Source organism: Aeromonas sp. PrichA-15 (genome assembly GCF_017939245.1).
Lineage (GTDB): Bacteria > Pseudomonadota > Gammaproteobacteria > Enterobacterales > Aeromonadaceae > Aeromonas > Aeromonas caviae.
In genome coordinates, this window is record NZ_JAGKRH010000071.1 from 42,353 (window position 1) to 67,973 (window position 25,621).

The following is a 25,621-nucleotide window of genomic DNA, read 5'->3' on the forward strand; positions in this document are numbered from 1 at the left end:
GACGGGCCAGGCCCGTCCCTGACGATGAGCGTTCGATGCAACAACGAGTCTATCCACAGCAGTGGCAAAATGATCACATCTACCCCTCCCTCGACAGCTGTGTCCTCGAGGCGGACATGAGCCTGGCCCGCGCCAGCCTGGCCGAGCTGAGCGGTTTTATCGAGGGACTGGCCCAGGTTCCTCGCACCCCAGGTGCCTTGCAGGACTTCCTCAGGGAGGTACGCCTGCGGGCCCGGCGCATTCGCGACATCGGCTGGAACATCGCCGTGCTGGCCGCCTGCAAGGGGAGCCAGGACGCCCGGGATCCCCTCGCCAAGCAGGTTGCCTCCCGGGCCCGTGCCCTCAATGCGGATCTGTTCAAGACGCTGGCCCCCATCGAAGATCTGATGCTGGGGCTGCCTGCGCCCGAGTTTGAGCGACTGATGGCTGACCCCTTGCTCGGGGAGGAGGGGTACCGGCTGCGCCACGAGCGCCGCCTGCAGGATCAGCGGCTGCCGGTGGAGGCGGAGCAACTGGTCATCGGCCTTGGCACCGATGGCCTGCACGCCTGGGGCAACCTCTACAACGATCTGGTGGGCAAGATAAGGCTGGTGATCGCGGGTCGCGAGATGGGGCTGGCGGAGGCGAGCAACCTGCTCTCCAGCCCGGATCGTGCCCTGCGCAAAGAGGCCTTCGATGCCATCAGCGCCGGCTGGGAAGGGGAGCAGGAGACGGTGGCAGCCATCCTCAACGCCCTCAACGGCTGGCGCCTGGAGCTCTCGCGCCAGCGCGGCAAACACCGGCGCCTCGATGCCCTGGACGTTTCCTGCCACCAGAGCCACATCGAGCGGGCGACCCTGGATACCTTGATGGCGGAGACCTGGCAGGCCCGTCATCTGGGCCAGCGGGCCCTGGGGCTGATGGCCGGTCACCTCGGCCTCGAGGTGCTGGGGCCGGAGGATCTCTTTGCGCCGCCCCCTGCCGCCAGCCGCCGGGAGATCCCCTTCGAGGAGGCGGTCGACATCATCGTCCAGGCCTTCGCGCGCTTTGACCCCGAGATGGGGGACTTTGCCCGCATGATGGCCGAGCGCGGCTGGATTGATGCCGCCCCCACCCCCAACCGGCGTACCGGCGCCTACTGCACCAAGTTTGCCGAGCCGGTGGAGCCGCGGGTCTTCATCACCTATGCGGGCACCATGGACAACGTCATCACGCTGGCCCACGAGCTCGGTCACGCCTGGCACAACTGGCTCATCCGCGACTTGCCCATGAGCCAGCGCAGCTACCCCATGACGCTCGCGGAGACCGCCTCCATCTTCGCGGAGACCCTGGTGCGCAGCGCCCTCTACGAGCAGGCCCGAAGCGCCGAGGAGCGTCTGGCAATCGCCTGGGCGGATGCCGACGGCGCCGCCACCTTCCTGGTCAACATCCCGGCCCGCTTCGACTTCGAGCGGGCCCTGGTGGCCGAGCGCGAGCAGGGCTATGTGTCGTCGGCCCGGCTCAAGGGGCTCACCGACGAGGCCTGGGGGCGCTGGTACGAGCAGAGCCTCGACCGCTATCACCCCCTGTTCTGGGCCGCCAAGGCGCACTTCTCCATCGCGGGCTTCGGTTTTTACAACTACCCCTACCTCTTTGGCTATCTGTTCAGCCTCGGGGTCTATCAGCAGCTGATGAGCCGCCAGGCCGCAGGGGAGGCGGGGGTGGCGAAGGCCTACCGCGCTCTGCTGCGAGACACAGGTCGCATGAGCGCCGAAGAACTGGTCGAACGGCATTTGGGGCAGGACATTCGAAAACCCGCCTTCTGGCAGGGGAGCCTGGCCCTGGTGGAAGCGGCGGTGGCGCGCTTCGCCCAGTGCGGCGGGTAACCTCGCCAGACCCGGTTTGCGCCATGTCCCGCCGGGGCATGGCGCTGCCACAGCGGCCCCGGCGCGCGGTTTGGTGGCCCGAAGGGGCGTGATCCAAAGCAAGAAAGTGGGATGTTTTGGTGGCGCAAGGCCCTGTCGCTGGGGTAGTTTCGATAGAACCGACACAGTTTTTGAGGTCTTGTCCATGATCATCTATCTGCATGGCTTTGATGCCACCAGCCCCGGCAATCATGAAAAAGTGCTGCAGTTGCAGTTTATCGATGATGATGTGCGTTTCGTGCACTACAGCACGGTTCACCCTCGCCACGACATGAGCCATCTGCTCAAGGAAGTGAAGAAGCAGCTCGACATGAGCACGGATCCCAAACCCCTCATCTGCGGCGTGGGCCTTGGTGGCTACTGGAGCGAGCGGATCGGGTTTCTGTGCGGCATCAAGCAGGTGGTCTTCAACCCCAATCTGCACCCGGAAGAGAACATGCAGGGCAAGATCGACAGGCCGGAGGAGTACGAGGACATCGGCACCAAGTGTGTAACCGAATTTCGTAATAAAAATTCAGGAAACTGCCTGTGCATCCTTTCCGTTCAGGATGAAATCCGCGATAATCGGGACACTGAACGTGAATTGAAGAACTATTACGACATCGTATGGGATGAGCGCGAGACCCATAAGTTCAAGAACATCTCGCACCATCTGCAACGGATGAAGGCCTTCAAAGAAGCCTGAGCCATCACGTCAACCGATTTCGTTTTAGGGAGCCAATGGCTCCCTTTCGTTTTGAGGAACCAAGGAAAATCATCATGATGAATATTGTCGTTGTAGGCGGTGGCGCCGGTGGTCTCGAGCTTGCGACCAGCCTGGGCCGCAAGCTGGGCAAGAAGAACAAGGCCAGGATCACCCTGGTGGATCGCAATCGCACCCACCTGTGGAAACCCCTGCTGCACGAAGTGGCCACCGGCTCCATGGATGCGGGCATCGATGCCCTGAGCTACCAGTCCCACGCCAAGAACCACGGCTTCGAATTCCAGCTCGGCAGCCTGACCGACATCAAGCGCGACGAGAAACGCATCGTGCTGGCCCCCATCCACGACGAGAGCGGCGCCCTGGTGGTCAACGAGCGGGAAGTGGCTTACGACATCCTGGTGATGGCCATCGGCTCGGTCTCCAACGACTTCAACACCAAGGGCATCAAGGATCACTGCATTTTCCTGGACAGCCCCTCCCAGGCGCACCGCTTCTACAACAGCATGATGAACCGCTTCCTGCAGTTCGCCACCGAATACCAGCCCGGTGACAAGGTGAAGATCGCCATCGTCGGCGGCGGCGCCACCGGCGTCGAGCTCTCCGCCGAGCTCTACAACGCGGTGGAGCAGCTCTACGCCTACGGCTTCAAGAACCTCACCACAGACAGCCTGAAGGTGACCCTGGTGGAAGCGGGCCCTCGCATCCTGCCGGCCCTGCCGGAGCGCATCAGCGGCTCCGCCCATCAGGAGCTGGTGAAGCTGGGCGTGGATGTGCGCACCGCCACCATGATCACCGAGGCGACCAGCGATGGTCTGCACACCAAGGATGGGGAGCTGATTGAAGCAGACCTCATGGTGTGGGCCGCGGGCATCAAGGCGCCGGACTTCATGAAGGAGATCGCGGGCCTGGAAACCAACCGCATCAACCAGCTGGTGGTCCACGAGACCCTGCAGACCACCCGGGACGAGAACATCTTCGTCATCGGCGACTGCGCCGCTTGCCCGCAGCCAGACGGCAAGTTCGTGCCGCCCCGCGCCCAGTCCGCCCACCAGATGGCGACCCAGGCGTTCAAGAACATCCTGGCCAAGATGAATGGCGGTGAGATGAAGCCTTACCGCTACCACGACCACGGCTCCCTGGTATCCTTGAGCCGCTTCTCCACCGTGGGCAGCCTGATGGGCAACCTGATGCGCGGCTCCATGATGGTGGAAGGCTACATCGCGCGCCTGGTCTACATCTCCCTCTACCGGATGCACCAGGTGGCCCTGCACGGCTACATCAAGACCGGCCTCATCATGCTGGTGGGCCGCATCAACCGGGTGCTGCGCCCGAGCATGAAGCTGCACTGAGTGCATGGCGGCTGCCGCTGCGAACATCAAAAAGGAGAGGCTTGCCTCTCCTTTTTTTTATGGCCGACGCGGGGCGCTCCTGGCGGCGCCTGCCGCCGTTCAGGGCGAAGACGCAGAGGGCCGGTGCAGCTGCCGTCGTGTCTGCAGCATCAAGGCCCCGCTTTCATCGTGGTCGGAAGCCCTCTCCCCAGCACCGGTGCCCAAGGTCGCTTTGCGGGGGAAAGTGTCACGACACAGGCCCTATGGATGGCACCTTGATGAACCTGGCTGGCGCTGTGCTTGAAGCCCCTGGCCACGCCGGGCTTATGCTTTGGCAAACGCCTTGCTACCATGACGGCAACGGTGCTTCGCGCACCCAGTCCAACTCACAGGAGACCTCATGATCCTCTCAACCACCCCCACCCTGGAAGGCAAGACCATTCGCGAGTACCGCGGCATCGTCGTGGGCGAAGCCATCCTCGGCGCCAACATTTTCAAGGATCTGTTCGCCGGTATCCGCGACATCATCGGCGGCCGCTCCGGCGCCTACGAAAAAGAGCTGGCCCGGGCCCGGGAGATCGCCTTCGAGGAGCTCAAGGAGCGTGCCCAGGCGCTGGGGGCCAACGCCGTGGTGGGCATCGACATCGACTACGAGGTGGTGGGCCAGAACGGCAGCATGCTGATGGTCAGCATCAGCGGCACCGCCGTGGTGATCTAGCCCGCCAGTGCCCGGCCCTGCATGGCCAAACGCCCCGTCACAAGCCGACCCCGAGGTCGGCTTTTTGTTGGGTGTGACGCGCAAAGGTGGGCGCAAGTGAGTGGGGCTCAAGGCCTGAACGTATCGAACGCTCCGATGATTCTGGGCTGGCCGGGAATGAGGGAGAAAATGGCCCGGCCCGGAGAAGGTGCGGGAACATGGGGAGGCACAGGGCCTGAAGGTCGGCAAAGTTGTTCAATTTTGCTATTCGACAATGAGTTATCGTTTGATATATCTAAACAAAAAATGACCTGTCAGGGCTCGCAGAGCCCAGGTCGGGACGAACATGGCGAGGTGCAGGCGGCACTGTACTCGCATCCCGCCCATAAAAAGAGGTCGCCCGGGCGACCTCTTTTTCGTCTGCTAGTTCGCTGCGGATCAGGGCAGGGCATCGGCCCGGAAGGTGTTGCAAGGATCTGTGTCCCTCGTGTCTCAATCGATCAGGGCAATGCATCGGGCCGGAAGCTGGCGCGGATCTGCGGCACCAGGGGTGAGGGGTCGAAGCCTTTCTCCTCCCCGAGCACCGGGTGGAGCAGGGGTTGGTCCCGGATGGGGGTGAGGTCCCCCGCCAGCAGCTGCCTTGTTGCCTGGCCCATCTGGTAGAGCTGGCGCACCGGGTCGAACTGGCGGGCGAGATCCAGCCCGTCCCCGGCCCGGGTGAAGGCCATCATGGGGATCTGGTAGCTGGCATCCCGTGGCGGTTTGGCGCCGTGGATGCCCTTGCCCGCCGACATCAGGAAGGGCTGGTGGTCCCCGAAGGCCACCACCAGGTAGCGCTTGCCGGAGTTGTCCAGGGTCTTGAGCAGCCGCTCCAGGGAGGCCATGGCGTCCACCACCCCGGTGTAGTAGGTGTTGAGCAACTGGGTATCCGCCGGGCTCTGATCCGGGCAGGCGCCGCTGCGTTGCTGGGCCCGGTAGCGATCCCCGTCGAAGGGGCCGTGCCCCTGCATGGTGACCGCGTAGGCGAACAGGGGCTGATCGTCCTGGTTGCTGCGTTTGAGCAGGTGATCGATGAGGGCATCGTCGGAGATGTAGAGCCCCTTGTGCTCGAGGGCGCTGAAGCGGGTATCGAACCAGCGCTCCTCATAGCCGAGGGCCGGGATCGCCTTGGCGCGGCCCCAGAACTTCTCCACATAGGGGTGGGCGAACAGGGTCTGGTAGCCGCTTTGGGCTGCACTGCGCGCAAGGCCGGGCACCTTGTCCGAGAGGTAGTAGTAGGGCACCACCCCCTGTTTGAGCAGGCCCACCGGCAGGCCGGTGTTCATCTCGAACTCCGCCAGCACCGTCATGCCGCCCGTGGTGGGGGAGTGGATGGTCTTGCGCCATTGGGCCACGCTGGCGGGCAGGCTCAAGGTGGGGGCGGGGGCGCAGAGACGGCCCTGCCAGTCAAGCCAGAGCGACTCGTATTGCAGCACGATCACCAGATCGAAGCGGGGAGCCCTGGGCTGGGCGGGCAGGCTCAGCTCCGGGGTGCGCTCGTTGATCTGCAAGGGGTAGCGAAACACGTTGCCGCTTTGCAGCATCTCGTCCACCAGGTTGAACAGGTAGAGGCCGGGGCCGGCGCGGATGATGTCCCTGTGGTAGTTCACCGCCCTGTCCACGTAGCGGATGTTGGCCCCGAGCAGCTTGTTGCCGGTTTGGGTGGCGAACACGCAGAGGGCGAAGAAGGCGGCGGTGGCGGCGGCGGTGCGCAGCAAGCCCCGCAGGATCCAGCGGGAGAGGGCGAAGCGCCACACCAGAAAGAGGAGCCCCAGCACGACGAGCACCGGCACCACAGGGTGCTGATCGAGCAGGATGTGCAGCAGGGCCAGCAGGTTGCCCAGATCGTCCCCCCCCAGCGGCACCCCGTAGATGGCGATCTTCATGAAGTTGGCGAGCAGCCCGATGCCCGAGAGGGCGGTAAAGAGCAGCCCCATATAGAGACTGAAGCCTGCGAGGGCACAGAGGCTCCAGCCCAGCACCATGCTGCCCCAGGCGAGGTAGTAGTGCTCTGGCCGAAAGCCCGACCAGAACAGGAATTCCCCCAGCTTGAACACCACGAAGCCGTGCAGCAGCACGAAGGTGAGGTTGCCAAGCAGCAGGCTGCCTGCCACCCGGGCGCGGTAGCTTCGGCGCAGCCGCGGCAGCAGGGCCTTGAGCACGGCGGCGCTCACCAGCAGCACCAGCAGCAGGCTGGTCATCAGGTAGAGGAGGTTGAAACCGCGCTCCGGCAGGGTCTGGAGGATCTGGCTGTATTCGGCGCTCTCCGGCCTGTCTGCCAGCAGCAGCCCGATGCGCAGCTGGTAGCGGCTGTCCAGGGCGTCGTCGGGGGCGCGCAGGGCGCTGTTGAGGCTCAGGGTGCAGCGCTCCTTGCGGCACTTCTGGCGCTTGTCCACCGCCTGGCTCAGCTGATCGATGCGCACCCCTTTGTCGTTGAGCAGCTCCACCCGCACCTTGTCCCCCTCCTGCAGGGGTTTGAGCAGTTGCCACTGGCTGCGCACCACCAGATAGAAGCCCCGGTTGTCACTTTTGTAGAGCAGGCTGTAGCGATTGAGGGTCGCGATGGGCTGATCCGCCGGGCCCAGAATGAGGGGGGCGGCACGCCCGAGCCAGCTGACGGGGTTGAGCAGCGGCAGGGCGAGGGTCAGCAGCAGCAGGGCGGTCAGCAGACCCAGCAACAGCCCGGCCAGGGGCTGGGAGGCGGGGCGGTGGCCGGTGACGGGGGCATTCATAAGGGCTCATCCTTGGAGCGGTCATGGCAGCGACGACTGCCTCTATTTTGACCCGATGGTGCGTGGCTTGTTCCATGATGTCAATTTAATGACAACAAGATGAATATTCCGTGATGAGCACTGTGAAGCAATTTGTGATCCCGATCCGCCAGGGGCACTCATTCTGTGATGAAAGCGTCATCATGAGCCTTTGCTGCTGGTCTGGGAGGGGGGCGCTGTTTAGTCTCTCAGTAACGGTTGGAGGTACATGTATGAATCCCAAAGTTGCGGCGCGTCAGGCCAGATTGCTCCAGATGCTGGAGAGCAAAGAAGAGATCCGGATCGGGCGGGAGCGGGACTGCCCCCTGCCGCTGCCCCAGCTCGTCCGGCTGACCGAGGATCACCCGGACGTCGTCAAGGTCTACGGTCACGGGCTCACCGCCGAGGTGTTCCATCTCAAGGTGGAGGGGCACCACTGGTGCCTGAAACGCTGCCGCCAGGACTCTCTGGTGGCCAATGTGGACGGCAAGACCGCCTTTCTCACCGAGCTGGAGCGGCGTCGGGAGATAGAGAGCCTGCGGGAGCTGCACCCCACCATCCTCTCCAACGTGGTCTGCACCAGTTTCGGCTCCGCCCGGGCCGGGGTGCTGGTCTCCCCCTGGCTGCGGGGGGAGCCGGTGCGCACGCTCTGCGAGCGCAACCTGGCGCAGATGCTGGCGGTGGAGGCGGAGCTGGCCCGCTGGGGCTGGTTTGACTGGGATCCGAGCCCGGGCAACCTGCTGGATGACGGCCAGCATATCTCGGTGTTCGATTTTGGCTACATGTGGCCCTTCGATCCCCTGCACGAGTTCAATTCCAACGGCCTCACCGATCCCGACTTCCACGTGCCTGAGCGGCTGGAAACCCGCACCCTCTCCGGGCTCTGGCTGGACGAGGCGGATCCCTTGCCGCTGTTTCGCCGCTGGCGCGAGCTCTGCCTCGCCTGGGCCAGGGGAGAGCTGCAATACCTGTCGCGGGAGGGGGCGAGCGCCCCCGTGCTGGCGCGGATGCAGGGACTGGTGGGGGAGTGGAGTGCGGCGCTGGCAAGCGACGAGGCGCTGGCGGCCAACTGGTGGCGCGACATGTACCGCAGCCATCGGCTCGACATCCTGGACGATCTCAGCGGCAAGAGCTGCGGCCCGCTCACCCTGCGCCGCCTCGACTGGCTGGAGCAGGCGGTACGGGAGCACTTCCCGGCCCTGGTGGACAATCTGGCCCCTGACGAAGCGGGGCTCGGTCAGGCCGGGTTGCTGCAACGGCTGGGAGGGCTGCGCGAGCAGATCCGGGCCAATCTGCTGCCCACCCGGGCCACCCTGGTCACCAGCTGATGGTGGAAGAAGAGTGACAAGAGGGGCGCCGCGGCGCCCCTCTTTGCTGAGTGGGGAAGGCCGCCCCGGGTGTGATGGGGCGGAGGAGGCTTGTGGTGTGCCAGCGCCGGGGCGACTCAGTCGAGCAGTTCCCGGTGCAGGCAATTGACGATGTGGCCCGCCTCGTCCTCTTTGACCAGGAAGCAGAGGTTGTGGGCGCTGGCGCCGTAGCAGATCATCCGGATGTTGTGCTCGCGGATGGCGTCGAACACCTGGCTGCCTACCCCGGCCGCCTCGCTCATGCGGTTGCCGATGAGCGCCACCAGGGCGAAACCGGTCTCCACTTCCACCTTGCACAGCTGGCCGAGCTCCGCCAGCACCTTGTCGTTCAGGATGGGTTCGCCGTTGCTCTGGCTGCCGGTGTGATCCAGGGTCAGGGAGACGCTCACCTCGGAGGTGGTGATGAGATCCACCGAGATGCGGTGACGGGCCAGGATGCCGAATACCTCGGCCAGGAAGCCGTAGGCGTGGAACATGTTGAGGCTGTGCAGGGTTACCAGCACCTGCTGGCGGCGCAGGGCCACGGCCCGGAACAGCGGGTTGCTGCGGGTGGTGGCGCGGATCCAGGTGCCACCGGCGGCGGGGTCCTTGGCGGAGCCCACGAACACCGGGATGTCCTGGCGCAGCGCGGGTTGCAGGGTGGCCGGGTGCAGCACCTTGGCGCCGAAGGTGGCCATCTCCGCCGCCTCCACGAAGCTGATTTCGGGGATGGGGCGGGCGCGGGTAACCAGGCGGGGATCCGTGGTGTAGATGCCGGGCACGTCGGTCCAGATCTCGATGCTGCCTGCGTCCAGTGCCTCGGCCAGGAGGGCCGCGCTGTAGTCGGAGCCGCCACGGCCGAGGGTGGTGGTGCGACCATCGCCGTCGGCACCGATGAAGCCCTGGGTGATGACCAGGCTGTCACCCAGCAACGGGCCCACCGCCTGCTGGCAGAGGGCGCGGGTCGCCGCGAGATCCACGGTGGCCTTGCCAAAGCGGCTGTCGGTGCGCAGCAGTTGGCGCGCATCCTGCCACTGGGCCTTGACCCCGCGCTGGTGCAGGAGTTCGGTGAAGAGACGGGTGGACATCAGCTCGCCGCAGGCGATGAGGCGATCGGCGAGTTCGGCGTCGGTGTGCTGACTGGCCTGACGGGCCATGGTGCGAATGTCGCCGAGCTGGGCATGGATGAGGGCGCTCACGTCGCTCGGGTTGCCAAGGGCGGCCAGAATGGCCAGCTGGATGTCGGCAAGCCTGGCAAGCTGGGCATCCTGTCCGGCTTCGTCCAGTTCACCCTGAGCCAGGCTCACCAGCAGGTTGGTGACGCCGGCGCTGGCGCTCAGCACCACCACCCGGGTCGCCGGATTGGCCAGCACCACGTCGGCGCAGTGGTTCATGGCCGCGGCATTGGCGACGCTGGTTCCGCCAAACTTGGCGACATTGATCGGGTTCATTGCATACTCCTGTCTCAAGGTGAAAATCCGGTTTCATCGGGCAAATAGAGAGGAGGAGGCAAAAAATGGCAGGAAAACGCGAGGATCCCGGCCAGAAGCACTCCACCTGCAGAGCCCATCCCGTACCCGCCCCAAGGTGGGGCGCGGTGTGGGATGACCACTACCGATGACAACCCGGGGGATTCAGCCCCCGCAGCCGGCGTGGCGGTGTCCAGTCACTCGCCTCGTCTCGGCGCTGCTCCCCCTGACCCAAGTTCACCGGACACTGGTGTCCTCCCCTGGGCTGCCTGGGCAGCGCTCCTCTTCTGGTGCCACCTGTGACAGGTGGCGTGCATGTACAAATACCTTGGTCTGGATTGCACTGTCAATCGAGTTCGTAAAAAAGAACAAAATTGACGGTAACCAGGCACAAGATCAATCAGTTACGAAATGGTCTTGGACAAAACCTTGGAGCGACGCTGCCAGTTGTAGAAGCGCTGGCGCTCCACCGGCAGATCTTCGACTTCCAGGGGATCGAAGCCCCGCTCCCGGAACCAGTGGATGGAGCGGGTGGTGAGCACGAACAGGCGACGGATGCCGAGCCGCTTGGCCCGCTCGGCCACCTTGGCGATCAGGGTGTCCCCCCGGTTGGAGTTGCGATACTCCGGGTGGATGGCGACGCAGGCCATCTCGGCCATGGCTTCTTCCATGAAACAATAGAGCGCCGCGCAGCCGATGATGAGGCCGTCCCGCTCGATGATGGTGAACTTGTCTATCTCCATCTCCAGCTGCTCCCGGGAGCGGCGCACCAGGATCCCTTCCTCCTCCAGCGGACGGATGAGATCCAGGATGCCGCCGATGTCCTCAATGGTGGCGGCCCGGGCCCGCTCGGCGCTTTCGCGCACGATCTGGGTACCCAGCCCCTCGCGGCTGAACAGCTCCTGCAGCATGGCGCCGTCGTCCTGATAGCTCACCAGGTGGGAGCGGGGTACGCCACCCCGGCAGGAGGCGATGGCCGCGCGCAGGTAGCGGGCGGTGCCTGACATCTCTTCCCCCGCCTGCTCCAGCGCCACCAGCAGCTCTTCGGCCTGCTCGGGGAAGAGCTCGGAGATGGCTTCCCCGTGCCTGTCCATTACCCCCTGGGTGCTGCTAAAGCAGATGAGCTTGTCGGCTTTGAGATCCACCGCCACCCGGCGGGCTACCTCTTCCGAGCTCAGGTTGAAGCTCTCGCCGGTGACCGAGCAGCCGATGGGGGAGATGAGCACCAGGCCGTGCTGATCCAGCTGGCGGGTGATCCCCTCCACATCGATGCGACGCACCCGGCCGCTGTGGCAGAAGTCGATGCCGTCATCCACACCCAGCGGCTGGGCGGTGACGAAGTTGCCGCTCACCACGCTGATGCGGGCCCCCTGCATGGGGGTGTTGGCGAGGCCCATGGAGAGCTGGGCGGTGATGTCGTATTGCAGACCGCCGCACACCTGCTTGATGATGGCGAAACTGGCATCGTCGGTGACCCGGATCCGCTTGTGATACTGGGCCTGGATGCCGGCGCGGGCCAGGGCCTCGTCATTTTGCGGACGCGAACCAAACACCAGTACCAGGCGGATCCCCAAGGTCTGCAGCAGGGCGATGTCGCTGACGATGTTGGCGAAATTGGGGTGACAAATGGCTTCCCCGCCGATCATCAGGACGAAGGTGGCACCCCGGTGCACATTGACATAGGGGGTGGATTGCCTAAAGGCATGGACCAGGCTGGGTTCGCGTTCACGCACGTGTTTCATTCCATAAAAAAGCAGCAATTCGCCCAATATATGAAAATAAATTCACAAATCAAGACTAAATATCGACTTGATGTTTTTTTGTCGCCATTTTGACCAGTGCGGGTGGGGGGGGAAGACGCAGGCGAGGGCGGGAGGGTCGCCCCGGGGGCCGCTCCCTGGTTGATCCGGGCTAATAACCTGATATCTTCGGTGTTCCTTTTCGTCAGCCGCATTGCGCGGGGTTTTATACAAGGACAGGGCATATGGAGCAGATTATTTCACCGGCAGAGGCGCTGCCGGGACGGCGGGAAGCGCTGGAGATTGGCCAGGTGCACGCAGTAAACGGCCACCCGACCCAGGGGCCCTGGCCCGAGGGGATGGAGCTTGCCTGGTTCGGCATGGGCTGTTTCTGGGGGGTGGAGCGTCTGTTCTGGCAGCAGCCCGGGGTCTATTCCACCGCCGCCGGGTATCAGGGGGGGCTGACCCCCAATCCCACCTACAAGGAGGTGTGCAGCGGCCTGACCGGCCACGCCGAGACGGTGCAGGTGGTGTTCGATCCCAAGGTCATCAGCTACGGGGGTCTCGTCAAGCTGTTCTGGGAACACCATGATCCGGCCCAGGGGATGCGCCAGGGTGGCGACATCGGCACCCAGTATCGCTCCGTCATCTTCGTCGGGGACGACACCCAGGAGGCGATTGCCCAGCAGAGCCTGGCCGCCTACCAGCAGGCCATGACGGCGAGCGGTGACGGGCGCACCATCACCACCCGCATCCTGCCGCTGGCCCCCTTCTACTATGCCGAGGATTATCACCAGCAATATCTGGAGAAGAATCCCGAGGGGTATTGCGGCCTGGGGGGCATTGGCGTCTGCCTGCCTCCCAGCCTGAATCGCTGAGGCGTCATTGCATACCACGGGGGCCATCAGGCCCCCGTGTCATTGTGATGAAAAATAATTGAAAAAAATGCGTCAGGTGGGGAACTAAACTGAACCCTGGCTGACCAAGAGGGTAGCGACCACGGATGGTTGCCAAGACCAGACACATTTTTTTGCCCCGATATTCATTACTCTGACAAGCGCGATGAATTGACAATGCTAGCAAGCAGGGCTGCCCGATGAGGCGGCCCTTTTCATTGGGCGTCCTGCCTCACTCCTCGCCTTATTGCATCTCGTCCCCTTGCCGTCACGGCAGGGGTGGGGTCAGCTGATGGTGCTGTCGAACAGGTTCTTGATGAGGTCGATGAACTCGATGAGGAAGGCTTGCTGGGCTTCGCTGGGGGCGGACAACCAGACGGCGGAGAGCACCTCTTCCAGATCGGCGACCACGGCATCGGCCTCCTGCATGATCAGGAAGCGCACCTTGGGGTCGAGCTGGGGGTTCTGCTCGCAGATGGCCATCAGGTTGTCGGCCACCCGGCCGCTCACCAGATCCTCGATGGTCTGGGCGCCGCCGCCTTGTTGCTGGCTCTCGAACAGACCCAGACTCTCTACCAGATACTCGATCAGCGCAATGTAACCGTCGCTCTCTACCACCATGATGGCTGCCCTTTCTTCATTGCCTTGGGGAAATGGTGCGTATTTTAGTGGCTGAACCCGTCATGGCAAGCGGCAGTGGAGCCGATGGCGGATAAATTGGACACCGCCGCGCTCCACTGTCTCCAATCCGGTCAGCAGGAAGCCGTGACGCAGGAAGAGGGCGAGGCTGAAGGCGCTCGCCTCCGTGGTGAGGCTGCCAAGCCCCATCTGGCTGGCGGCTGCCAGCACCCGCTCCAGCAGCAGGGTGCCAAGCCCCTGGCGCGGATGATCCGCGCTCACGTAGAGCAGGCTGAGATGACCGTCATCGCTCAGGGTGGCAAAGCCAAGGGGCACATCGTCTTGCTCGATGACCCAGCCATGGTGCTCGCGCAACTGGCTGGCAAGCCCCGGGTGATGGGCGCCCCTGGCCCACTGCTCCACCTGCTCCGGGCTGTAGTGTGCAGGCCCCAGGCGGCGTACCGACTGCTCGAACAGATCCAGCAGCCTTGGTATGTGCGCCTCCTCGAGGGGGACGATGCGAGAAGAAGAAAGAGACGGCATGGGTCAACCCTCCCTGATGGTCGCGCGGGGGGCCTGGGGCCGCTTCGCCCTGGGCAGACCCGCCACCACCCGCTCATAGGAGTGGACTATCCAGCCCTGCCAGAGATCGTCAGACAGGCCTTCACTCAGGGTCACCGTGTTCCAGTGCTGCTTGTTCATGTGCCAGCCCGGTTTCACCTCGGGGTGGATCTCCCGCAGCAGCAGGGCGAGCTCGGGTTCGCACTTCAGGTTGATGGAGAGGGGCTCCGCCTGCCAGTCCACCAGGGCAAACATCTTGCCGGCGATGCGGTAGACCAGGATCTCCGGGCCGAAGGGGGTGTCCTCGGTGGCGCCGGGCTGGCTGAGCAAAAATTCACGCAATTGAACGAGGGTCATGGGGACTCCAGGCTGGTCCGATCATGGTGGAAGCATGTTCACCGGGGTGAGCCTTCTGTTAATATGCGCGCCGAGTATACCCCCCATCACCCCGGGAGCCCATGAGATGTTGTACCACAAGGCCTTTGAACTGGGTCCCGATCGGGATTGGGTGGTGTTCGTGCACGGTGCGGGCGGCAGCTCCTCCATCTGGTTCAAGCAGTTGCGGGCCTACCGGGAGCACTTCAACGTGCTGCTGCTGGATCTTCGCGGTCACGGCCAGTCCAACCAGCTGCAGCAGGTGGTAAAGGGGCACTACAGCTTTCGGGCCGTGACCGAGGACATCCTGCGCCTGCTGGATCACCTGCGCATCCCCCACGCCCATTTTGTCGGCATCTCCCTTGGCACCATCCTCATCCGCCACCTGGCGGAGCTTCGCCCCGAGCGGGTCAAGAGCATGGTGCTCGGCGGCGCCATCCTGCGTCTCGACATCCGCTCCCGGGTACTGGTACAGCTTGGCCGCCTCGGCCAGCACTTCCTGCCCTACATGTGGCTCTACCGCCTGTTCGCCTTCATCATCATGCCGCGCCAGCACCATCAGGAGTCCCGCAACCTCTTCGTGCGCGAGGCTCGCAAGCTCTGCCAGAAGGAGTTCAAGCGCTGGTTCCGTCTCGCCACCGAGGTGAACCCCCTGATGCGCTACTTTCGCGAGCGGGCCCTGCCTATTCCCACCCTCTACGTGATGGGGGAGGAGGATCACATGTTCCTCGCCCCGGTGCGCGAGCAGGTGGCCCGCGACCCTTACAGCCGCCTCGAAATCATCGAAAAGTGCGGCCACGTCTGCAACGTGGAGCAGCCGGATCACTTCAACCGCCAGTCCCTGGCGTTTCTCTCCCGTCAGGTGGCGTCATCCGCCCTCTGAGGCCCGACAAGGGCCTCAGATGAAGTAGTGGCCAATCTCCAGATAGCGCTGGCGGATGTGCTCGATGAGCAGCCTTATCTTGCGCGGCGGCTGGCGGGTGAAGGGGTAGACGGCGTAGATGCCGAGCTTCTTGCCCACCCGGTCGGGAAACAAGTCCACCAGATCCCCCTGCATCAGGTCGTGATAGACCAGACAGCGCGGCACATAGACGATGCCGCGCCCCCCCAGCGCCGCCTTGCGCAGGGCCCCGGCGTTGTCGGTTGAAAAGCTCCCCGACACCGACACCAGATAGTTGCCCTCTTCCCCCTTGAAGGCCCACTCCGAGGCCCCCGTGCTCTGGTAGGCGTAGTGCAGGCAGTTGTGGGTGAGCAAGTCTGACGGCTCGCGCGGCGCCCCGAAGCGGCGCACATAGGCGGGGGCGGCGCAGATGACCCACTGGGAGTCGAGAATGTGGCGGGCAATCAGGCTCGAGTCATCCAGATAGCCGGTGCGAATGACCAGATCGAATCCCTCTTCCACCAGGTTGACGAAGCGGTTGTCCAGGGACATCTCCACCGTGAGCCCGGGGTGCTGCTGGCAAAAATCGGCCACCGCATCGGCCAGCAGCAGTTCGCCGGAGATGGTGGGCACCGACATCCGCACATGACCGCTCACCTTTTCACCAAATCCCGCCACCGCGTCGAAGGCGTCCAGTGCGGCGGCCTTCACATTTTTGGCACCCTGATAGAGCGCCTTGCCCGCCTCGCTCAGGGTGAGCCGGCGGGTGGTGCGATAGAGGAGCTGCACCCCGAGCTCTTCCTCAAGACGCCCGATCCGCTTGCTAACCACTGAATTTGTCAGGGAATTTTGTTCCGCTACCTTGCTGAAGGAGCCGGCCTCCACCACCTGGGCGAAGAGGATGAGGTCGTCGGTACTGGCCATATTGATCAACTTTTGGAACGAATGTTGTTCATTATTTCCATATATCGCGAAAAAGGAACAGGGTAAGGTCACGTCCGCTTAACAAAACAACAACAAGGTGCGCCTCTGCACCCCTCTGGACAAGGACGCAATGATGACAGACACCCTGCTGGCCCTGGTGGCCTTCTCGCCGATCCTGGTGGCCGCCGTGCTGCTGGTCGGCCTCAACTGGCCCGCCAAGCGCGCCATGCCCGTCGCCTTCCTGTTGACCGTGTTCATTGCCCTGTGGGGCTGGCAGATGAGCCCGACCCGGGTCTTCGCCTCCACCCTGCAGGGGCTGGTGATCACGGTGACCGTGCTCTGGATCGTGTTCGGCGCCATCCTGATGCTCAACACCCTCAAACACACCGGTGCCATCACCGCCATTCGCGGCGGTTTTACCAACATCTCGCCGGACAGGCGCATCCAGGCCATCATCATCGCCTGGTGCTTCGGCGCCTTTATCGAAGGGGCCTCGGGCTTTGGCACCCCCGCCGCCATCGCCGCGCCGCTGCTGGTGGCCATCGGTTTTCCGGCGCTCGCCGCCGTGCTGCTCGGCATGATGATCCAGTCCACCCCGGTGTCGTTCGGCGCGGTGGGCACCCCCATCCTGGTGGGGATCAACAAGGGGCTGGATAACCAGGCCATCGGCCAGACCCTGAGCGCCGGTGGCAGCAGCTGGGACATCTACCTGCAACAGGTGACCACCAACGTGGCCCTCATTCACGCCACCGTCGGCACCCTGATGCCGGTGCTGATGGTGATGATGCTGACCCGCTTCTTCGGCCGCAACCGCAGCTGGACCGAGGGGCTCTCCATCCTGCCGTTTGCGATTTTCGCCGGGCTCGCCTTCACCGTCCCCTATGCCCTCACCGGCATGCTGCTCGGCCCCGAGTTCCCGTCCCTCATCGGAGGCCTGGTGGGGCTGGCCCTGGTGGTGACGGCGGCGCGAGCCGGTTTTCTGGTGCCCAAGAACTCCTGGGATTTCGCCCCCGAGAACGAGTGGCCCGCCGAGTGGCTGGGCTCCTTGAAGCTCGATCTCAAAGAGGCCGCCGGCCGCCCCATGTCGCTCATGCTGGCCTGGTTTCCCTATGTGGCGCTGGCGCTCCTGCTGGTGGCGAGCCGGGTGAGCCCGGAGTTCAAGGCCAGCCTCCTGTCGGTGAGCCTCGCCTTCACCGACCTTTTGGGGGAGAAGGGGGTCAGCGCGTCCATTGAGCCGCTCTACCTGCCGGGGGGCCTGCTGGTGCTCTGCGCCCTGCTCGCCACCTGGCTGCAATCGCGCTCCCTCGCCCCCTTCGGGCGGGCATTGGGGGAGTCCAGCCGCACCCTGATCGGCGCCGGCTTCGTGCTGATTTTCACCGTGCCCATGGTGCGCATCTTCATCAACTCCGGCGTCAACGGGGCGGATCTCGCCAGCATGCCGGTGACCACCGCGAATTTTGCCGCCGGGCTGGTGGGGGAGTTCTTCCCGGCCCTCAGCGCCACCATAGGTGCGCTGGGGGCCTTCATCGCCGGATCCAACACGGTATCGAACATGATGTTCAGCCAGTTCCAGTTCGAGGTGGCCCAGACCCTGGGGGTCTCCACCGCCGCCATGCTGGCCCTGCAGGCAGTCGGCGCCGCTGCGGGCAACATGATCGCCATTCACAACGTGGTGGCGGCGTCGGCCACCGTGGGGCTGCTCGGTCGTGAGGGGGCGACGCTGCGCAAGACGGCGCTGCCGACCCTCTACTACCTGCTGGTCACCGGCCTTATCGGGCTGGCGCTCATGTACAGCTTCCACATCTCGGACGCACTGCTGCAGCTCAAGTAAGGAGAGCAAGTGATGAAGGTAATGCGGGTCTACCCGGCCAAGCCGGCCGATGTCTATCTCTACGCCACCTGTCTGGTGGACCTGTTCGACCCGGTGGCGGGGCTCGATGCCATCGCCCTGATCGAGCGGGAAGGGATAAGGGTGCACTTTGTCGAGAAACAGACCTGCTGCGGGCAGCCGGCCTACACCTCGGGTCACGAGGAGGAGGCGCGCAAGGTGGCGCAAAGCCAGATGGCGCTCTTCCCCGAGCCCTGGCCGGTGGTGGTGCTGTCGGGCTCCTGCGGCGGCATGATGCACCACCACTACCGCCGCCTCTTCCCCGAGAGCCCCGAGGTGGCCGATTTTTGCGATCGGGTGTTCGAGCTCACCGAGTTTCTGGCCCAGGTCTGCCGGGTGCGCTGGCACGGGGTGGGGGAGGCGAGCATCGTCATGCATACCTCCTGCTCGGCCCGGCGCGAGATGCAGGTACACACCACGGCCCGCAGCCTGCTGGGGCAGCTCGATGGCGTCACCTTGCATGAACAGGCCTACGAGAGCGAGTGCTGCGGCTTTGGCGGCACCTTCTCGGTGCGCCACCCCCACATCAGCCAGGCCATGGTGGAGGACAAGACCCGCCACCTGCTGGCCACCGGCGCCGACACCCTGGTGAGCGCCGACTGGGGGTGCCTCTTGAACATCAAGGGATCCCTGGCCTATCAGGGCAGGATCTTGCCTGCCACCCACCTGGCGAGCTTCCTGCTCGCCCACAGCCGCCCCGACAGTGACGAAATAGCTCATAACGGTGCCGCTGTTAGCGATTTGGCTCATACCAAAGAGGCCCAGCCCCATGTCTGATCACGCCAAGTATTCGCCGCGCCGCTTCCATCCCCAGGCCGAGGCGGCCCTGGCCGACCCCGTGCTGCGCCAGAACTTTCGCGGCGCCATGGATTATCTGCGCGCCAAGCGCCGCGACGCCTTCGCCGATCCCGCCGAGGAGGCGGCGGTGCGCGATGCGGCGGAGCAAATTCGCCAGCGCTGCCTCTCGCGCCTGCCGGACCTGCTGGAGCAGCTCGAAGCCAACTGTGAGCGCAACGGCATCCGGGTGCACTGGGCCCAGACACCGGCCGAGGCCAACGCCATCATCCTCGGTATCGCCCAACAACACGGGGTGAGCAGCATCGTCAAGGGCAAGTCCATGGTGAGCGAGGAGGTAGGCTTCAACCACGAAATGGCGCGCCACGGCATCCGCTGCCTTGAGAGCGACATGGGGGAGTTTATCGTCCAGCTCGACGGCGACACCCCGTCCCACATCATCATGCCCGCCATCCACAAGAACAAGCAGGAGGTGAGCGACACCTTCGCCGGCAACCTGGAAGGCTTCACCCCCACCACGGACGTGGATGCCCTGATCCAGACCGGGCGGCGGGCCCTGCGCGAAGAGTTTCGCCGCGCCGGCATGGGGCTCTCCGGCGTCAACTTCGCGGTGGCCGAGACCGGCAGCCTGTGTCTGGTGGAGAACGAGGGCAACGGGCGCATGTGCACCACTGTGCCGAAAGTCCACGTGGCCATCACCGGCATCGAGAAGGTGGTGGAGTGCCTATCCGACGTGCCGCCCCTTTACAGCGCCCTGACCCGCTCGGCCACCGGCCAGGCCATAACCACCTACTTCAACGTCATCAGCGGCCCGCGCCGGGCATGGGAGCTGGACGGCCCGGACGAGGTGCACCTGGTGCTGCTCGACAACGGCCGCAGCCAGGCTTACCGGGACGAAGAGCTGCGCAAGACATTGCAGTGCATCCGCTGCGGCGCCTGCATGAACCACTGCCCGGTCTACACCCGCATCGGCGGCCACGCCTACGGCACCATCTACCCGGGTCCCATCGGCAAAATCATCTCCCCCCATCTGCTGGGGCTGGAAAGCACGAGCGATCTGGTGACGGCCTCGAGCCTGTGCGGTGCCTGCGGCGAGGTGTGCCCGGTGCGCATCCCCATTCCCGACCTGTTGCAGCGCCTGCGCCGGGAGGCCAAGCACGACGCACAGCCCGGCCACGAACCGCTGGCGGGGCAGGGGGCGGCCAGGAGCCGGCTCGAGACCCTTGCCATGCAGGGCTTTGCCTTTGCCGCCACCCACCCGCGCCTCTACCACGCCGCAACCGGGGTGGCCGGTCGCCTGCGGGGCTTGATGCCCAAACACCTGGGCCCCTGGACCCAGTGCCGCGAAGCCCCCCAACCCGCCCCCCAGAGCCTGCACGCCCTGCTGCGCCAGAAGAAGAAGGAGTCCTGAGATGTCGAGCAAAGAGGCCATATTAAGCCGCCTGCGCGGCGCCGCCATCCCCATGGCCCACGCCCCCCATGGCTGGCAGCCCTGGCGCGGGGAGGATGAACAGGCGCGGCGTGAGCGCTTTGTTGCCGGGATCAGCGCCAGCCACGCCGAGATCCTGACCGTCAAGGAAGCAACCCTTGCCCGGGATCTGAGCGCCTGGCTGGATGAAGAGGGCGTGACGAGTCTGGCCTGTGGCCAGGGTGGCCGCTGGCAGGCGGCGGTCGCGGCGGCTTGCGCTGGGCGATCTGTGTTGACCCCCTCTGGCGAGTTCGCAAGCTGGAAGGACGATCTGTTCGATGCCTGTCAGGCGGGCATCACCCACTGCGCGGGGGCCATCGCCGACACTGGCACGCTCGTGTTGCTGCCCGATGGCGGCGAGCCGCGCACCCTATCCCTGGTGCCCCCCTGCCATATCGCCCTGCTGGCGGCCTCCACCATTGCCGACAACCTGGCGGGGCTGGTGGCGGCCGGGCGCTGGCAGCAGGCCATGCCCACCAACCTGTTGCTGGTTTCCGGCCCCTCCAAGACCGCCGACATCCAGCAGACCCTGGCCTACGGCGCCCACGGCCCGAGCCGCCTCTTGGTAGTGCTGGTGGAGGATTGCTGATGCCTTGGAACCAATTTGACGCCGCCGTGCTTTCGCGCATCCCGCCGGAGCGGCTGGTGAGCGACCCGGATCTTCGGCTGGCCCACGGCACGGACGCCAGCTTCTACCGGCTGGTGCCCGAGCGCATCGTGCGCCTCGACTCCCTCGATGAAGTGCGCTTCGTGCTGGGGGTGTGCCGCGAATTGCACCTGCCGTGCACCTTTCGCGCCGCCGGCACCAGCCTCTCGGGTCAGGCCCTGAGCGATTCGGTGCTCATCACCCTGACTGACAGCTGGCGCGGCCACCGCATTCTGGACGAGGGGGCCCGCATCGCCCTGCAACCCGGGGTGATCGGCGCCGATGCCAACCGTTATCTGGCGCCCCTGGGGCGCAAGATTGGGCCGGACCCCGCCTCCATCAACGCCTGCAAGCTCGGCGGCATCGCCGCCAACAACGCGAGCGGCATGTGCTGCGGCACCGCCCACAACAGCTATCACACCTTGCACGCCATGACCTTGCTGCTGGCCGATGGCACCGTGCTGGACAGTGGCGACCCCCAGAGCCGCGCCGCCTTTGCGGCCAGGCGCCCGGAGCTGCTCACGGGGCTCGCCGCCCTGCGCGCCGAGGTGCTGGCGAATACTGAACTTGCCGCCAAGATCCGCCACAAGTACCGGCTCAAGAACACTACCGGCTACGCCATCAATGCCCTGCTCGACCATGAGGACCCCGTCGATATCCTCACCCACCTGATGATCGGCTCGGAGGGGACCCTCGGCTTTATCGCCGAGGTGGTGCTCGATACCGTGCCCGAATACCCCCACAAGGCCTCGGCCCTGCTGGTGTTTCGGGACGCCGAGCAGGCGTGTCTGGCCACCTCACGCCTGAAAAGTGCGCCGGTGGCGGCGGTGGAGCTGATGGATGGACGATCCCTTCGCTCGGTCGCGGGCAAGCCCGGCCTGCCGGACTTTATCAAGACGCTGGATCTGGCTGCCTGCGCCCTGCTTGTCGAGGTGCATGGGGAATCGAAAGAGGAGCTGGTGGATCGCTGCGAGCAGGTGACGGTCATGGCGGCCGAGTTCGTTCAGGTCGCCTCTGTGCCTTTTACTACCGACAGTGCCGGCCTCTGGGCTATTCGCAAGGGGCTCTTCCCGGCGGTGGGGGCGGTGCGCACCACTGGCACCACCGTCATCATCGAGGATGTCGCCTTTCCCATCGAGCGTCTGGCCGAAGGGGTGGCGGGGCTGCAAGCCCTGTTCGATCGCTTCGAATACGGTGAAGCGATCATCTTCGGCCACGCGCTGGAGGGGAACCTGCACTTCGTCTTTACCCAGGGGTTCGACGATCCGGCGCAGGTGGCCCGCTACGGCGCCTTTATGGACGCGGTGGCCGAGCTGGTCGCGGTGCGCTTTGGCGGGTCCCTCAAGGCCGAGCACGGCACCGGCCGCAACATGGCCCCCTATGTGGAGCTGGAATGGGGGCCGGAGGGGATGGCGCTGATGCGCCGCATCAAGGCGCTGCTGGACCCCGATAACCTGCTCAATCCCGGCGTCATCATCAACGACGACCCCAAGGCCCACCTGGCCCATCTCAAACCCATGCCGGCGAGCGATGCCATCGTGGATCCGTGCATCGAATGCGGCTTTTGTGAGGCGGTCTGCCCCTCGCGCACCCTGTCGCTCTCGCCGCGCCAGCGCATCGTGCTCTATCGCGAACTGGCCCGCCGCAATCGTGCCGATGAGCCCTCCCGCGAGCTGGCCCGGCTGTTTGACTATCAAGGGATTGAGACCTGTGCCGCCACCGGGCTCTGCGCCGATCGCTGCCCGGTCGGCATCAACACCGGCAGCCTGATCAAGAAGCTGCGCACAGACAAATATCAGCGCTTCGTGCCCATCGCCCGCTGGAGCGCCGATCATTTCGCCGGCGTTACCCGCACGGCCCGTGGGGCGCTGGGCCTCAAAGCCATTGCCGGCAAGCTGCTGGGAGACAAGGCGCTGGCAGGATTGGTGGGGGGCGTGCGCAAGCTCAGCGGCCAGCGCACCCCCGCCTGGTTGCCCACCCTGCCGGGGCCGAGCCGCTACCAATGGCCGCAAGGGGAGGGGAGCAATGACGGTTCACGCGAGCGCGCTGTGGTCTATCTGCCATCCTGCGCCAGCCGGGTGTTCGGCCAGCAGGAGGAGGCCCCGTCACTGCCGGACGTGGTGCAATCACTTCTCAATAAAGCGGGCTGCCGGGTGATAGTGCCGCAAGGCATTGAGGGGCTCTGCTGCGGCATGCCCTATGACAGCAAGGGGATGAGCGAGGTGGCACAGGCCAAGCGCAGTGAGCTGGCCGATGCATTGTGGCAGGCAAGCGAACAGGGGCGCTGGCCCGTGCTGCTCGACACCAGCCCCTGCGTGCAGCGACTGCTCTCGGGGGCGCTCGGCAAGGGCCTTCGGGTGTTCGAGCCCTCCGTCTTTGTGCTGGAACACCTGCTGCCCCACCTTGAGCTGACCCCCCTCGATGAGACCGTGATGCTCCATATCACCTGCAGCAGTCGGCGCATGGGGTTGGGGGAGACCATGCTGGCGCTGGCCCGTGCCTGTGCCCGGGAGGTGATAGTCCCTGAGCATATCCAGTGCTGCGGCTTTGCTGGCGACAAGGGGCTGATGACCCCGGAGCTCAACGCCGCGGCCCTCGCCAGCCTGCCCGCCCAGGTCCCCAACGATTGTCGTCAGGGATTCAGCAACAGCCGCACCTGCGAAATGGGGCTCAGCCAGTACGCTGGCATTCCCTATCACAGCATCCTCTATCTGGTGGATCAGGCGGCGAAATAGGGAAACAAAAAACGGCAGGATAACTATCCTGCCGTTTTCAATGGGGTGAACAAGGTGGCTTAAAAACGGGACTTGTCTGGTGCTACGTGCTATGAAAGGGGCCGATGCTGATACGAACGATGGCAAGGAAGGATTGATGACGCCGCTAAACCACTATCTGCCTGCCTATCACTTCTGTGAAGAGCACGCTCGCGACATTGCCGCCGACCCGCACACCGTCATCCAAGCGGCGGCCAACTATCGACCGGAAGCGGATCCGGCCTTTCGCCACCTGATCGGCTTGCGGGAAGTGCCGATGCGCTTTGGGCATCTTCTTGGCCGCCAACAGAGCGCCAGCCCGCCTCCCTTTGGCTTGGACAGATTCGTGCCGCTCGACAGCCAGGACGACAACACGCTGCTCTACGGCCTTGTCGGCCGGTTCTGGCGGCCGGACTTTGGTCTGGTGACCATGGCGGACAGTCAGGCGTATCTGGACTTTGCGGCGCCAGGCGTCGCCAAGCTCGCCCTGGGGTTTTCGGCCAGCCGCCAGCCAAACGGCACCACCCGGTTGATCACCCAGACAAGGGTGTTCTGCCCGGATCTGGCCTGCCGCCTCAAATTCGCACCTTACTGGTATCTGATCCGTCCCGTCAGCGGCCTGATCCGGCGCCGGATACTGGGCGCCATCAAGGCAGAGAGTGAAAGAGGGTTGTAAGGCCATGCCGGAGTGTTCACCTGTACTTTCACTTTTTGGCACAAACAGAAGATGAGGGATTAATGACGTCTGAGTTCCCCATTGCCGTGCTTGTAGCCATGGAATACGGCCGCACCTGCGAAATGAGGTGGTAACAGTATTCCCTATCACAGTATCCTCATCTGGTTGATCAAGTGGTGAGATAAAGAAGTAGGTGCAAGAGACGGGATTTTATCTGGCCATTAACTGCTTCACGACAAGTTCCCATTAAGTAATGTTCAACTCAGCCAAGATGCGATAGACACTAACCCTACTGGAATAACGATCATCATTACTAGAACACCAAGGCAGCCGCTACCCCGGTTTGATGATGAGTGGAAATCATTATTTGTTGTTTCTCGGTTACTCAACCATTCAGTATGGCAATTTGAGCAATAGAGTTTCATTGTTCCCGTATTCCAAGCGCGAATGGTGCGATTGTCAAACGGGGCATTGCAGCGACAACGAGAACAGGTAAAGAATTTTTTTGAAGGTTTTTTGGGACGACTGAATAGAGCAAGTAATATCATTGCAAACAATGCAATAGGAAGTGATATCGCAAGGTCTTTTTCTTTATAATATTTAAAGCCAGTAAAAGTTATCAAAACTATAGCCAAGATTAAAAAAACATAATCCAGAGGTGTTTTTCTGACAGGTTCAAGTATGATTTTTTTATCACTTGGCCCTCCCTTAGAACGAGAGCTTTGTTTGGAAGGTTGTTTGATAGGACGAAGAGTCCAACCTTCATAGTAAACTTCTGTCGCTCTCACCCGTCGCTGACTATCGGTGTCAGTCTCAAACAACACCTCGTCATTAATCTGTGGCCTTCTGTCATTAGGGTTCACAGCAGAGATATGGAAGAATATTTTTTCTGAACCATCCTCTGGCGTAATAAAACCAAAGCCCTTGCCATCATTCCATTGAGTAACTTTCCCTTTCATTTTCTTCCTTGGGTATCAAATGTTGAATTGACTGTGTTAATGAACAAGGGATTGACAAACAAAATGATTTTTTATTCTTGTATCCCTAAATAACTGATCCCAATAGTGCTACACCTTCGCTGTGCCATAGCCATTCCCCGGGAAAGGAGACACGGTATCCATGAAGTGTTTCACTCGGGCCAGCAGGTTTGCCATCCCTCTGCATTGATGATTGCGCGTGATGGTTTC

Annotated in this window: 21 protein-coding genes, 1 pseudogene and 1 riboswitch; of the genes and pseudogenes, 13 read left to right on the forward strand and 9 right to left on the reverse strand. The window is 63.7% G+C overall.

Annotation, left to right across the window (positions count from 1 at the left end):
• Positions 1–35 precede the first annotated feature (35 nt).
• The 4 genes from J9889_RS11390 (at position 36) to J9889_RS11405 (ending at position 4,632) form a co-directional block, all read left to right on the forward strand.
• Positions 36–1,844: a M3 family oligoendopeptidase gene (locus tag J9889_RS11390; RefSeq protein ID WP_210556719.1), complete on the forward strand. Its 1,809-nt coding sequence runs from the start codon at positions 36–38 to the stop codon at positions 1,842–1,844.
• Positions 1,845–2,028: 184 nt separating this feature from the next.
• A complete protein-coding gene (ycfP, locus tag J9889_RS11395) occupies positions 2,029–2,568 on the forward strand; it encodes an alpha/beta hydrolase YcfP (RefSeq protein ID WP_005331594.1) in 540 nt (179 codons plus the stop codon).
• Between the two features lie 74 nt (positions 2,569–2,642).
• Entirely contained in the window at positions 2,643–3,935 is a 1,293-nt protein-coding gene (locus tag J9889_RS11400) for an NAD(P)/FAD-dependent oxidoreductase (protein ID WP_042015040.1), read from the forward strand.
• 379 nt (positions 3,936–4,314) lie between these two features.
• Positions 4,315–4,632 (forward strand): heavy metal-binding domain-containing protein, encoded by a 318-nt coding sequence (locus J9889_RS11405; RefSeq protein WP_010674360.1) that lies wholly within the window; start codon positions 4,315–4,317, stop codon positions 4,630–4,632.
• 479 nt (positions 4,633–5,111) lie between these two features.
• On the opposite strand, the gene J9889_RS11410 is transcribed toward J9889_RS11405, so the two are convergent.
• Positions 5,112–7,382, reverse strand: coding sequence for an LTA synthase family protein (locus tag J9889_RS11410; protein ID WP_053288510.1), 2,271 nt, complete (start codon positions 7,380–7,382; stop codon positions 5,112–5,114).
• Positions 7,383–7,633: 251 nt separating this feature from the next.
• On the opposite strand from J9889_RS11410, the gene J9889_RS11415 reads away from it, so the two are divergent.
• Complete coding sequence (locus tag J9889_RS11415; protein WP_010674362.1) at positions 7,634–8,728, forward strand: hypothetical protein; 1,095 nt, start codon at positions 7,634–7,636, stop codon at positions 8,726–8,728.
• A gap of 116 nt (positions 8,729–8,844) precedes the next feature.
• On the opposite strand, the gene lysC is transcribed toward J9889_RS11415, so the two are convergent.
• Both lysC and argA read right to left on the reverse strand, forming a co-directional pair.
• The gene (lysC, locus tag J9889_RS11420) at positions 8,845–10,197 is read right to left on the reverse strand and encodes a lysine-sensitive aspartokinase 3 (RefSeq protein WP_010674363.1); all 1,353 of its coding nucleotides are present in this window, start codon (positions 10,195–10,197) and stop codon (positions 8,845–8,847) included.
• An 87-nt stretch (positions 10,198–10,284) separates the two neighbouring features.
• Positions 10,285–10,510: riboswitch (Lysine riboswitch) on the reverse strand.
• 109 nt (positions 10,511–10,619) lie between these two features.
• The gene (argA, locus tag J9889_RS11425; RefSeq protein ID WP_041215931.1) at positions 10,620–11,948 is read right to left on the reverse strand and encodes an amino-acid N-acetyltransferase; all 1,329 of its coding nucleotides are present in this window, start codon (positions 11,946–11,948) and stop codon (positions 10,620–10,622) included.
• Between the two features lie 251 nt (positions 11,949–12,199).
• Between argA and msrA the strand changes: the two genes are divergently transcribed.
• Positions 12,200–12,832 (forward strand): peptide-methionine (S)-S-oxide reductase MsrA, encoded by a 633-nt coding sequence (msrA, locus tag J9889_RS11430; RefSeq protein WP_198497484.1) that lies wholly within the window; start codon positions 12,200–12,202, stop codon positions 12,830–12,832.
• Between the two features lie 303 nt (positions 12,833–13,135).
• Here msrA and J9889_RS11435 read toward each other — a convergent pair whose 3' ends face one another.
• Genes J9889_RS11435 through J9889_RS11445 form a run of 3 tightly spaced genes read right to left on the reverse strand, consistent with a single transcriptional unit; the run spans position 13,136 to position 14,386 of the window.
• A complete protein-coding gene (locus tag J9889_RS11435) occupies positions 13,136–13,471 on the reverse strand; it encodes a DUF3802 family protein (RefSeq protein WP_210556721.1) in 336 nt (111 codons plus the stop codon).
• Positions 13,472–13,531: 60 nt separating this feature from the next.
• Positions 13,532–14,011, reverse strand: a complete 480-nt coding sequence (locus J9889_RS11440; RefSeq protein ID WP_128274285.1) for a GNAT family N-acetyltransferase — start codon at positions 14,009–14,011, stop codon at positions 13,532–13,534.
• Between the two features lie 3 nt (positions 14,012–14,014).
• On the reverse strand, positions 14,015–14,386 hold the full coding sequence (locus J9889_RS11445; RefSeq protein ID WP_039038958.1) for an MmcQ/YjbR family DNA-binding protein: 372 nt from the start codon (positions 14,384–14,386) through the stop codon (positions 14,015–14,017).
• A 106-nt stretch (positions 14,387–14,492) separates the two neighbouring features.
• On the opposite strand from J9889_RS11445, the gene J9889_RS11450 reads away from it, so the two are divergent.
• Entirely contained in the window at positions 14,493–15,287 is a 795-nt protein-coding gene (locus J9889_RS11450) for an alpha/beta fold hydrolase (RefSeq protein ID WP_210556722.1), read from the forward strand.
• Between the two features lie 15 nt (positions 15,288–15,302).
• Here J9889_RS11450 and J9889_RS11455 read toward each other — a convergent pair whose 3' ends face one another.
• Complete coding sequence (locus J9889_RS11455; RefSeq protein WP_210556724.1) at positions 15,303–16,280, reverse strand: LysR family transcriptional regulator; 978 nt, start codon at positions 16,278–16,280, stop codon at positions 15,303–15,305.
• A 61-nt stretch (positions 16,281–16,341) separates the two neighbouring features.
• Here J9889_RS11455 and J9889_RS11460 point away from each other — a divergent pair, with 61 nt between their 5' ends.
• The 6 genes from J9889_RS11460 (at position 16,342) to J9889_RS11485 (ending at position 24,434) form a co-directional block, all read left to right on the forward strand.
• On the forward strand, positions 16,342–18,039 hold the full coding sequence (locus J9889_RS11460; protein ID WP_201894732.1) for an L-lactate permease: 1,698 nt from the start codon (positions 16,342–16,344) through the stop codon (positions 18,037–18,039).
• Between the two features lie 12 nt (positions 18,040–18,051).
• A complete protein-coding gene (locus tag J9889_RS11465) occupies positions 18,052–18,873 on the forward strand; it encodes a (Fe-S)-binding protein (RefSeq protein WP_210556726.1) in 822 nt (273 codons plus the stop codon).
• A complete protein-coding gene (locus tag J9889_RS11470; protein WP_210556728.1) occupies positions 18,866–20,302 on the forward strand; it encodes a LutB/LldF family L-lactate oxidation iron-sulfur protein in 1,437 nt (478 codons plus the stop codon). Before J9889_RS11465 ends, J9889_RS11470 begins: the two co-directional genes overlap by 8 nt.
• 1 nt (position 20,303) lies before the next feature.
• Complete coding sequence (locus tag J9889_RS11475) at positions 20,304–20,948, forward strand: LUD domain-containing protein (RefSeq protein ID WP_210556730.1); 645 nt, start codon at positions 20,304–20,306, stop codon at positions 20,946–20,948.
• Positions 20,948–23,740 (forward strand): FAD-binding and (Fe-S)-binding domain-containing protein, encoded by a 2,793-nt coding sequence (locus J9889_RS11480; protein ID WP_210556732.1) that lies wholly within the window; start codon positions 20,948–20,950, stop codon positions 23,738–23,740. The genes J9889_RS11475 and J9889_RS11480 overlap by 1 nt, the downstream gene beginning before the upstream one ends.
• A 136-nt stretch (positions 23,741–23,876) precedes the next feature.
• On the forward strand, positions 23,877–24,434 hold the full coding sequence (locus J9889_RS11485) for a hypothetical protein (RefSeq protein ID WP_210556734.1): 558 nt from the start codon (positions 23,877–23,879) through the stop codon (positions 24,432–24,434).
• A gap of 257 nt (positions 24,435–24,691) precedes the next feature.
• On the opposite strand, the gene J9889_RS11490 is transcribed toward J9889_RS11485, so the two are convergent.
• Both J9889_RS11490 and J9889_RS11495 read right to left on the reverse strand, forming a co-directional pair.
• Entirely contained in the window at positions 24,692–25,393 is a 702-nt protein-coding gene (locus J9889_RS11490) for a cold shock domain-containing protein (RefSeq protein WP_080767960.1), read from the reverse strand.
• A gap of 108 nt (positions 25,394–25,501) precedes the next feature.
• Positions 25,502–25,621: pseudogene (locus tag J9889_RS11495) on the reverse strand (IS630 family transposase); the annotation flags it as partial.

What these genes read in the sequence shown, in the direction of transcription:
- J9889_RS11390 (WP_210556719.1), top strand. Translation starts at nt 36, where the DNA reads ATGCAACAACGAGTCTATCCACAGCAGTGGCAAAATGATCACATCTAC.
- ycfP (WP_005331594.1), top strand. Translation starts at nt 2,029, where the DNA reads ATGATCATCTATCTGCATGGCTTTGATGCCACCAGCCCCGGCAATCAT.
- J9889_RS11400 (WP_042015040.1), top strand. Translation starts at nt 2,643, where the DNA reads ATGATGAATATTGTCGTTGTAGGCGGTGGCGCCGGTGGTCTCGAGCTT.
- J9889_RS11405 (WP_010674360.1), top strand. Translation starts at nt 4,315, where the DNA reads ATGATCCTCTCAACCACCCCCACCCTGGAAGGCAAGACCATTCGCGAG.
- J9889_RS11410 (WP_053288510.1), bottom strand. Translation starts at nt 7,382, where the DNA reads ATGAATGCCCCCGTCACCGGCCACCGCCCCGCCTCCCAGCCCCTGGCC.
- J9889_RS11415 (WP_010674362.1), top strand. Translation starts at nt 7,634, where the DNA reads ATGAATCCCAAAGTTGCGGCGCGTCAGGCCAGATTGCTCCAGATGCTG.
- lysC (WP_010674363.1), bottom strand. Translation starts at nt 10,197, where the DNA reads ATGAACCCGATCAATGTCGCCAAGTTTGGCGGAACCAGCGTCGCCAAT.
- msrA (WP_198497484.1), top strand. Translation starts at nt 12,200, where the DNA reads ATGGAGCAGATTATTTCACCGGCAGAGGCGCTGCCGGGACGGCGGGAA.
- J9889_RS11435 (WP_210556721.1), bottom strand. Translation starts at nt 13,471, where the DNA reads ATGGTGGTAGAGAGCGACGGTTACATTGCGCTGATCGAGTATCTGGTA.
- J9889_RS11440 (WP_128274285.1), bottom strand. Translation starts at nt 14,011, where the DNA reads ATGCCGTCTCTTTCTTCTTCTCGCATCGTCCCCCTCGAGGAGGCGCAC.
- J9889_RS11445 (WP_039038958.1), bottom strand. Translation starts at nt 14,386, where the DNA reads ATGACCCTCGTTCAATTGCGTGAATTTTTGCTCAGCCAGCCCGGCGCC.
- J9889_RS11450 (WP_210556722.1), top strand. Translation starts at nt 14,493, where the DNA reads ATGTTGTACCACAAGGCCTTTGAACTGGGTCCCGATCGGGATTGGGTG.
- J9889_RS11460 (WP_201894732.1), top strand. Translation starts at nt 16,342, where the DNA reads ATGACAGACACCCTGCTGGCCCTGGTGGCCTTCTCGCCGATCCTGGTG.
- J9889_RS11465 (WP_210556726.1), top strand. Translation starts at nt 18,052, where the DNA reads ATGAAGGTAATGCGGGTCTACCCGGCCAAGCCGGCCGATGTCTATCTC.
- J9889_RS11470 (WP_210556728.1), top strand. Translation starts at nt 18,866, where the DNA reads ATGTCTGATCACGCCAAGTATTCGCCGCGCCGCTTCCATCCCCAGGCC.
- J9889_RS11475 (WP_210556730.1), top strand. Translation starts at nt 20,304, where the DNA reads ATGTCGAGCAAAGAGGCCATATTAAGCCGCCTGCGCGGCGCCGCCATC.
- J9889_RS11480 (WP_210556732.1), top strand. Translation starts at nt 20,948, where the DNA reads ATGCCTTGGAACCAATTTGACGCCGCCGTGCTTTCGCGCATCCCGCCG.
- J9889_RS11485 (WP_210556734.1), top strand. Translation starts at nt 23,877, where the DNA reads ATGACGCCGCTAAACCACTATCTGCCTGCCTATCACTTCTGTGAAGAG.
- J9889_RS11490 (WP_080767960.1), bottom strand. Translation starts at nt 25,393, where the DNA reads ATGAAAGGGAAAGTTACTCAATGGAATGATGGCAAGGGCTTTGGTTTT.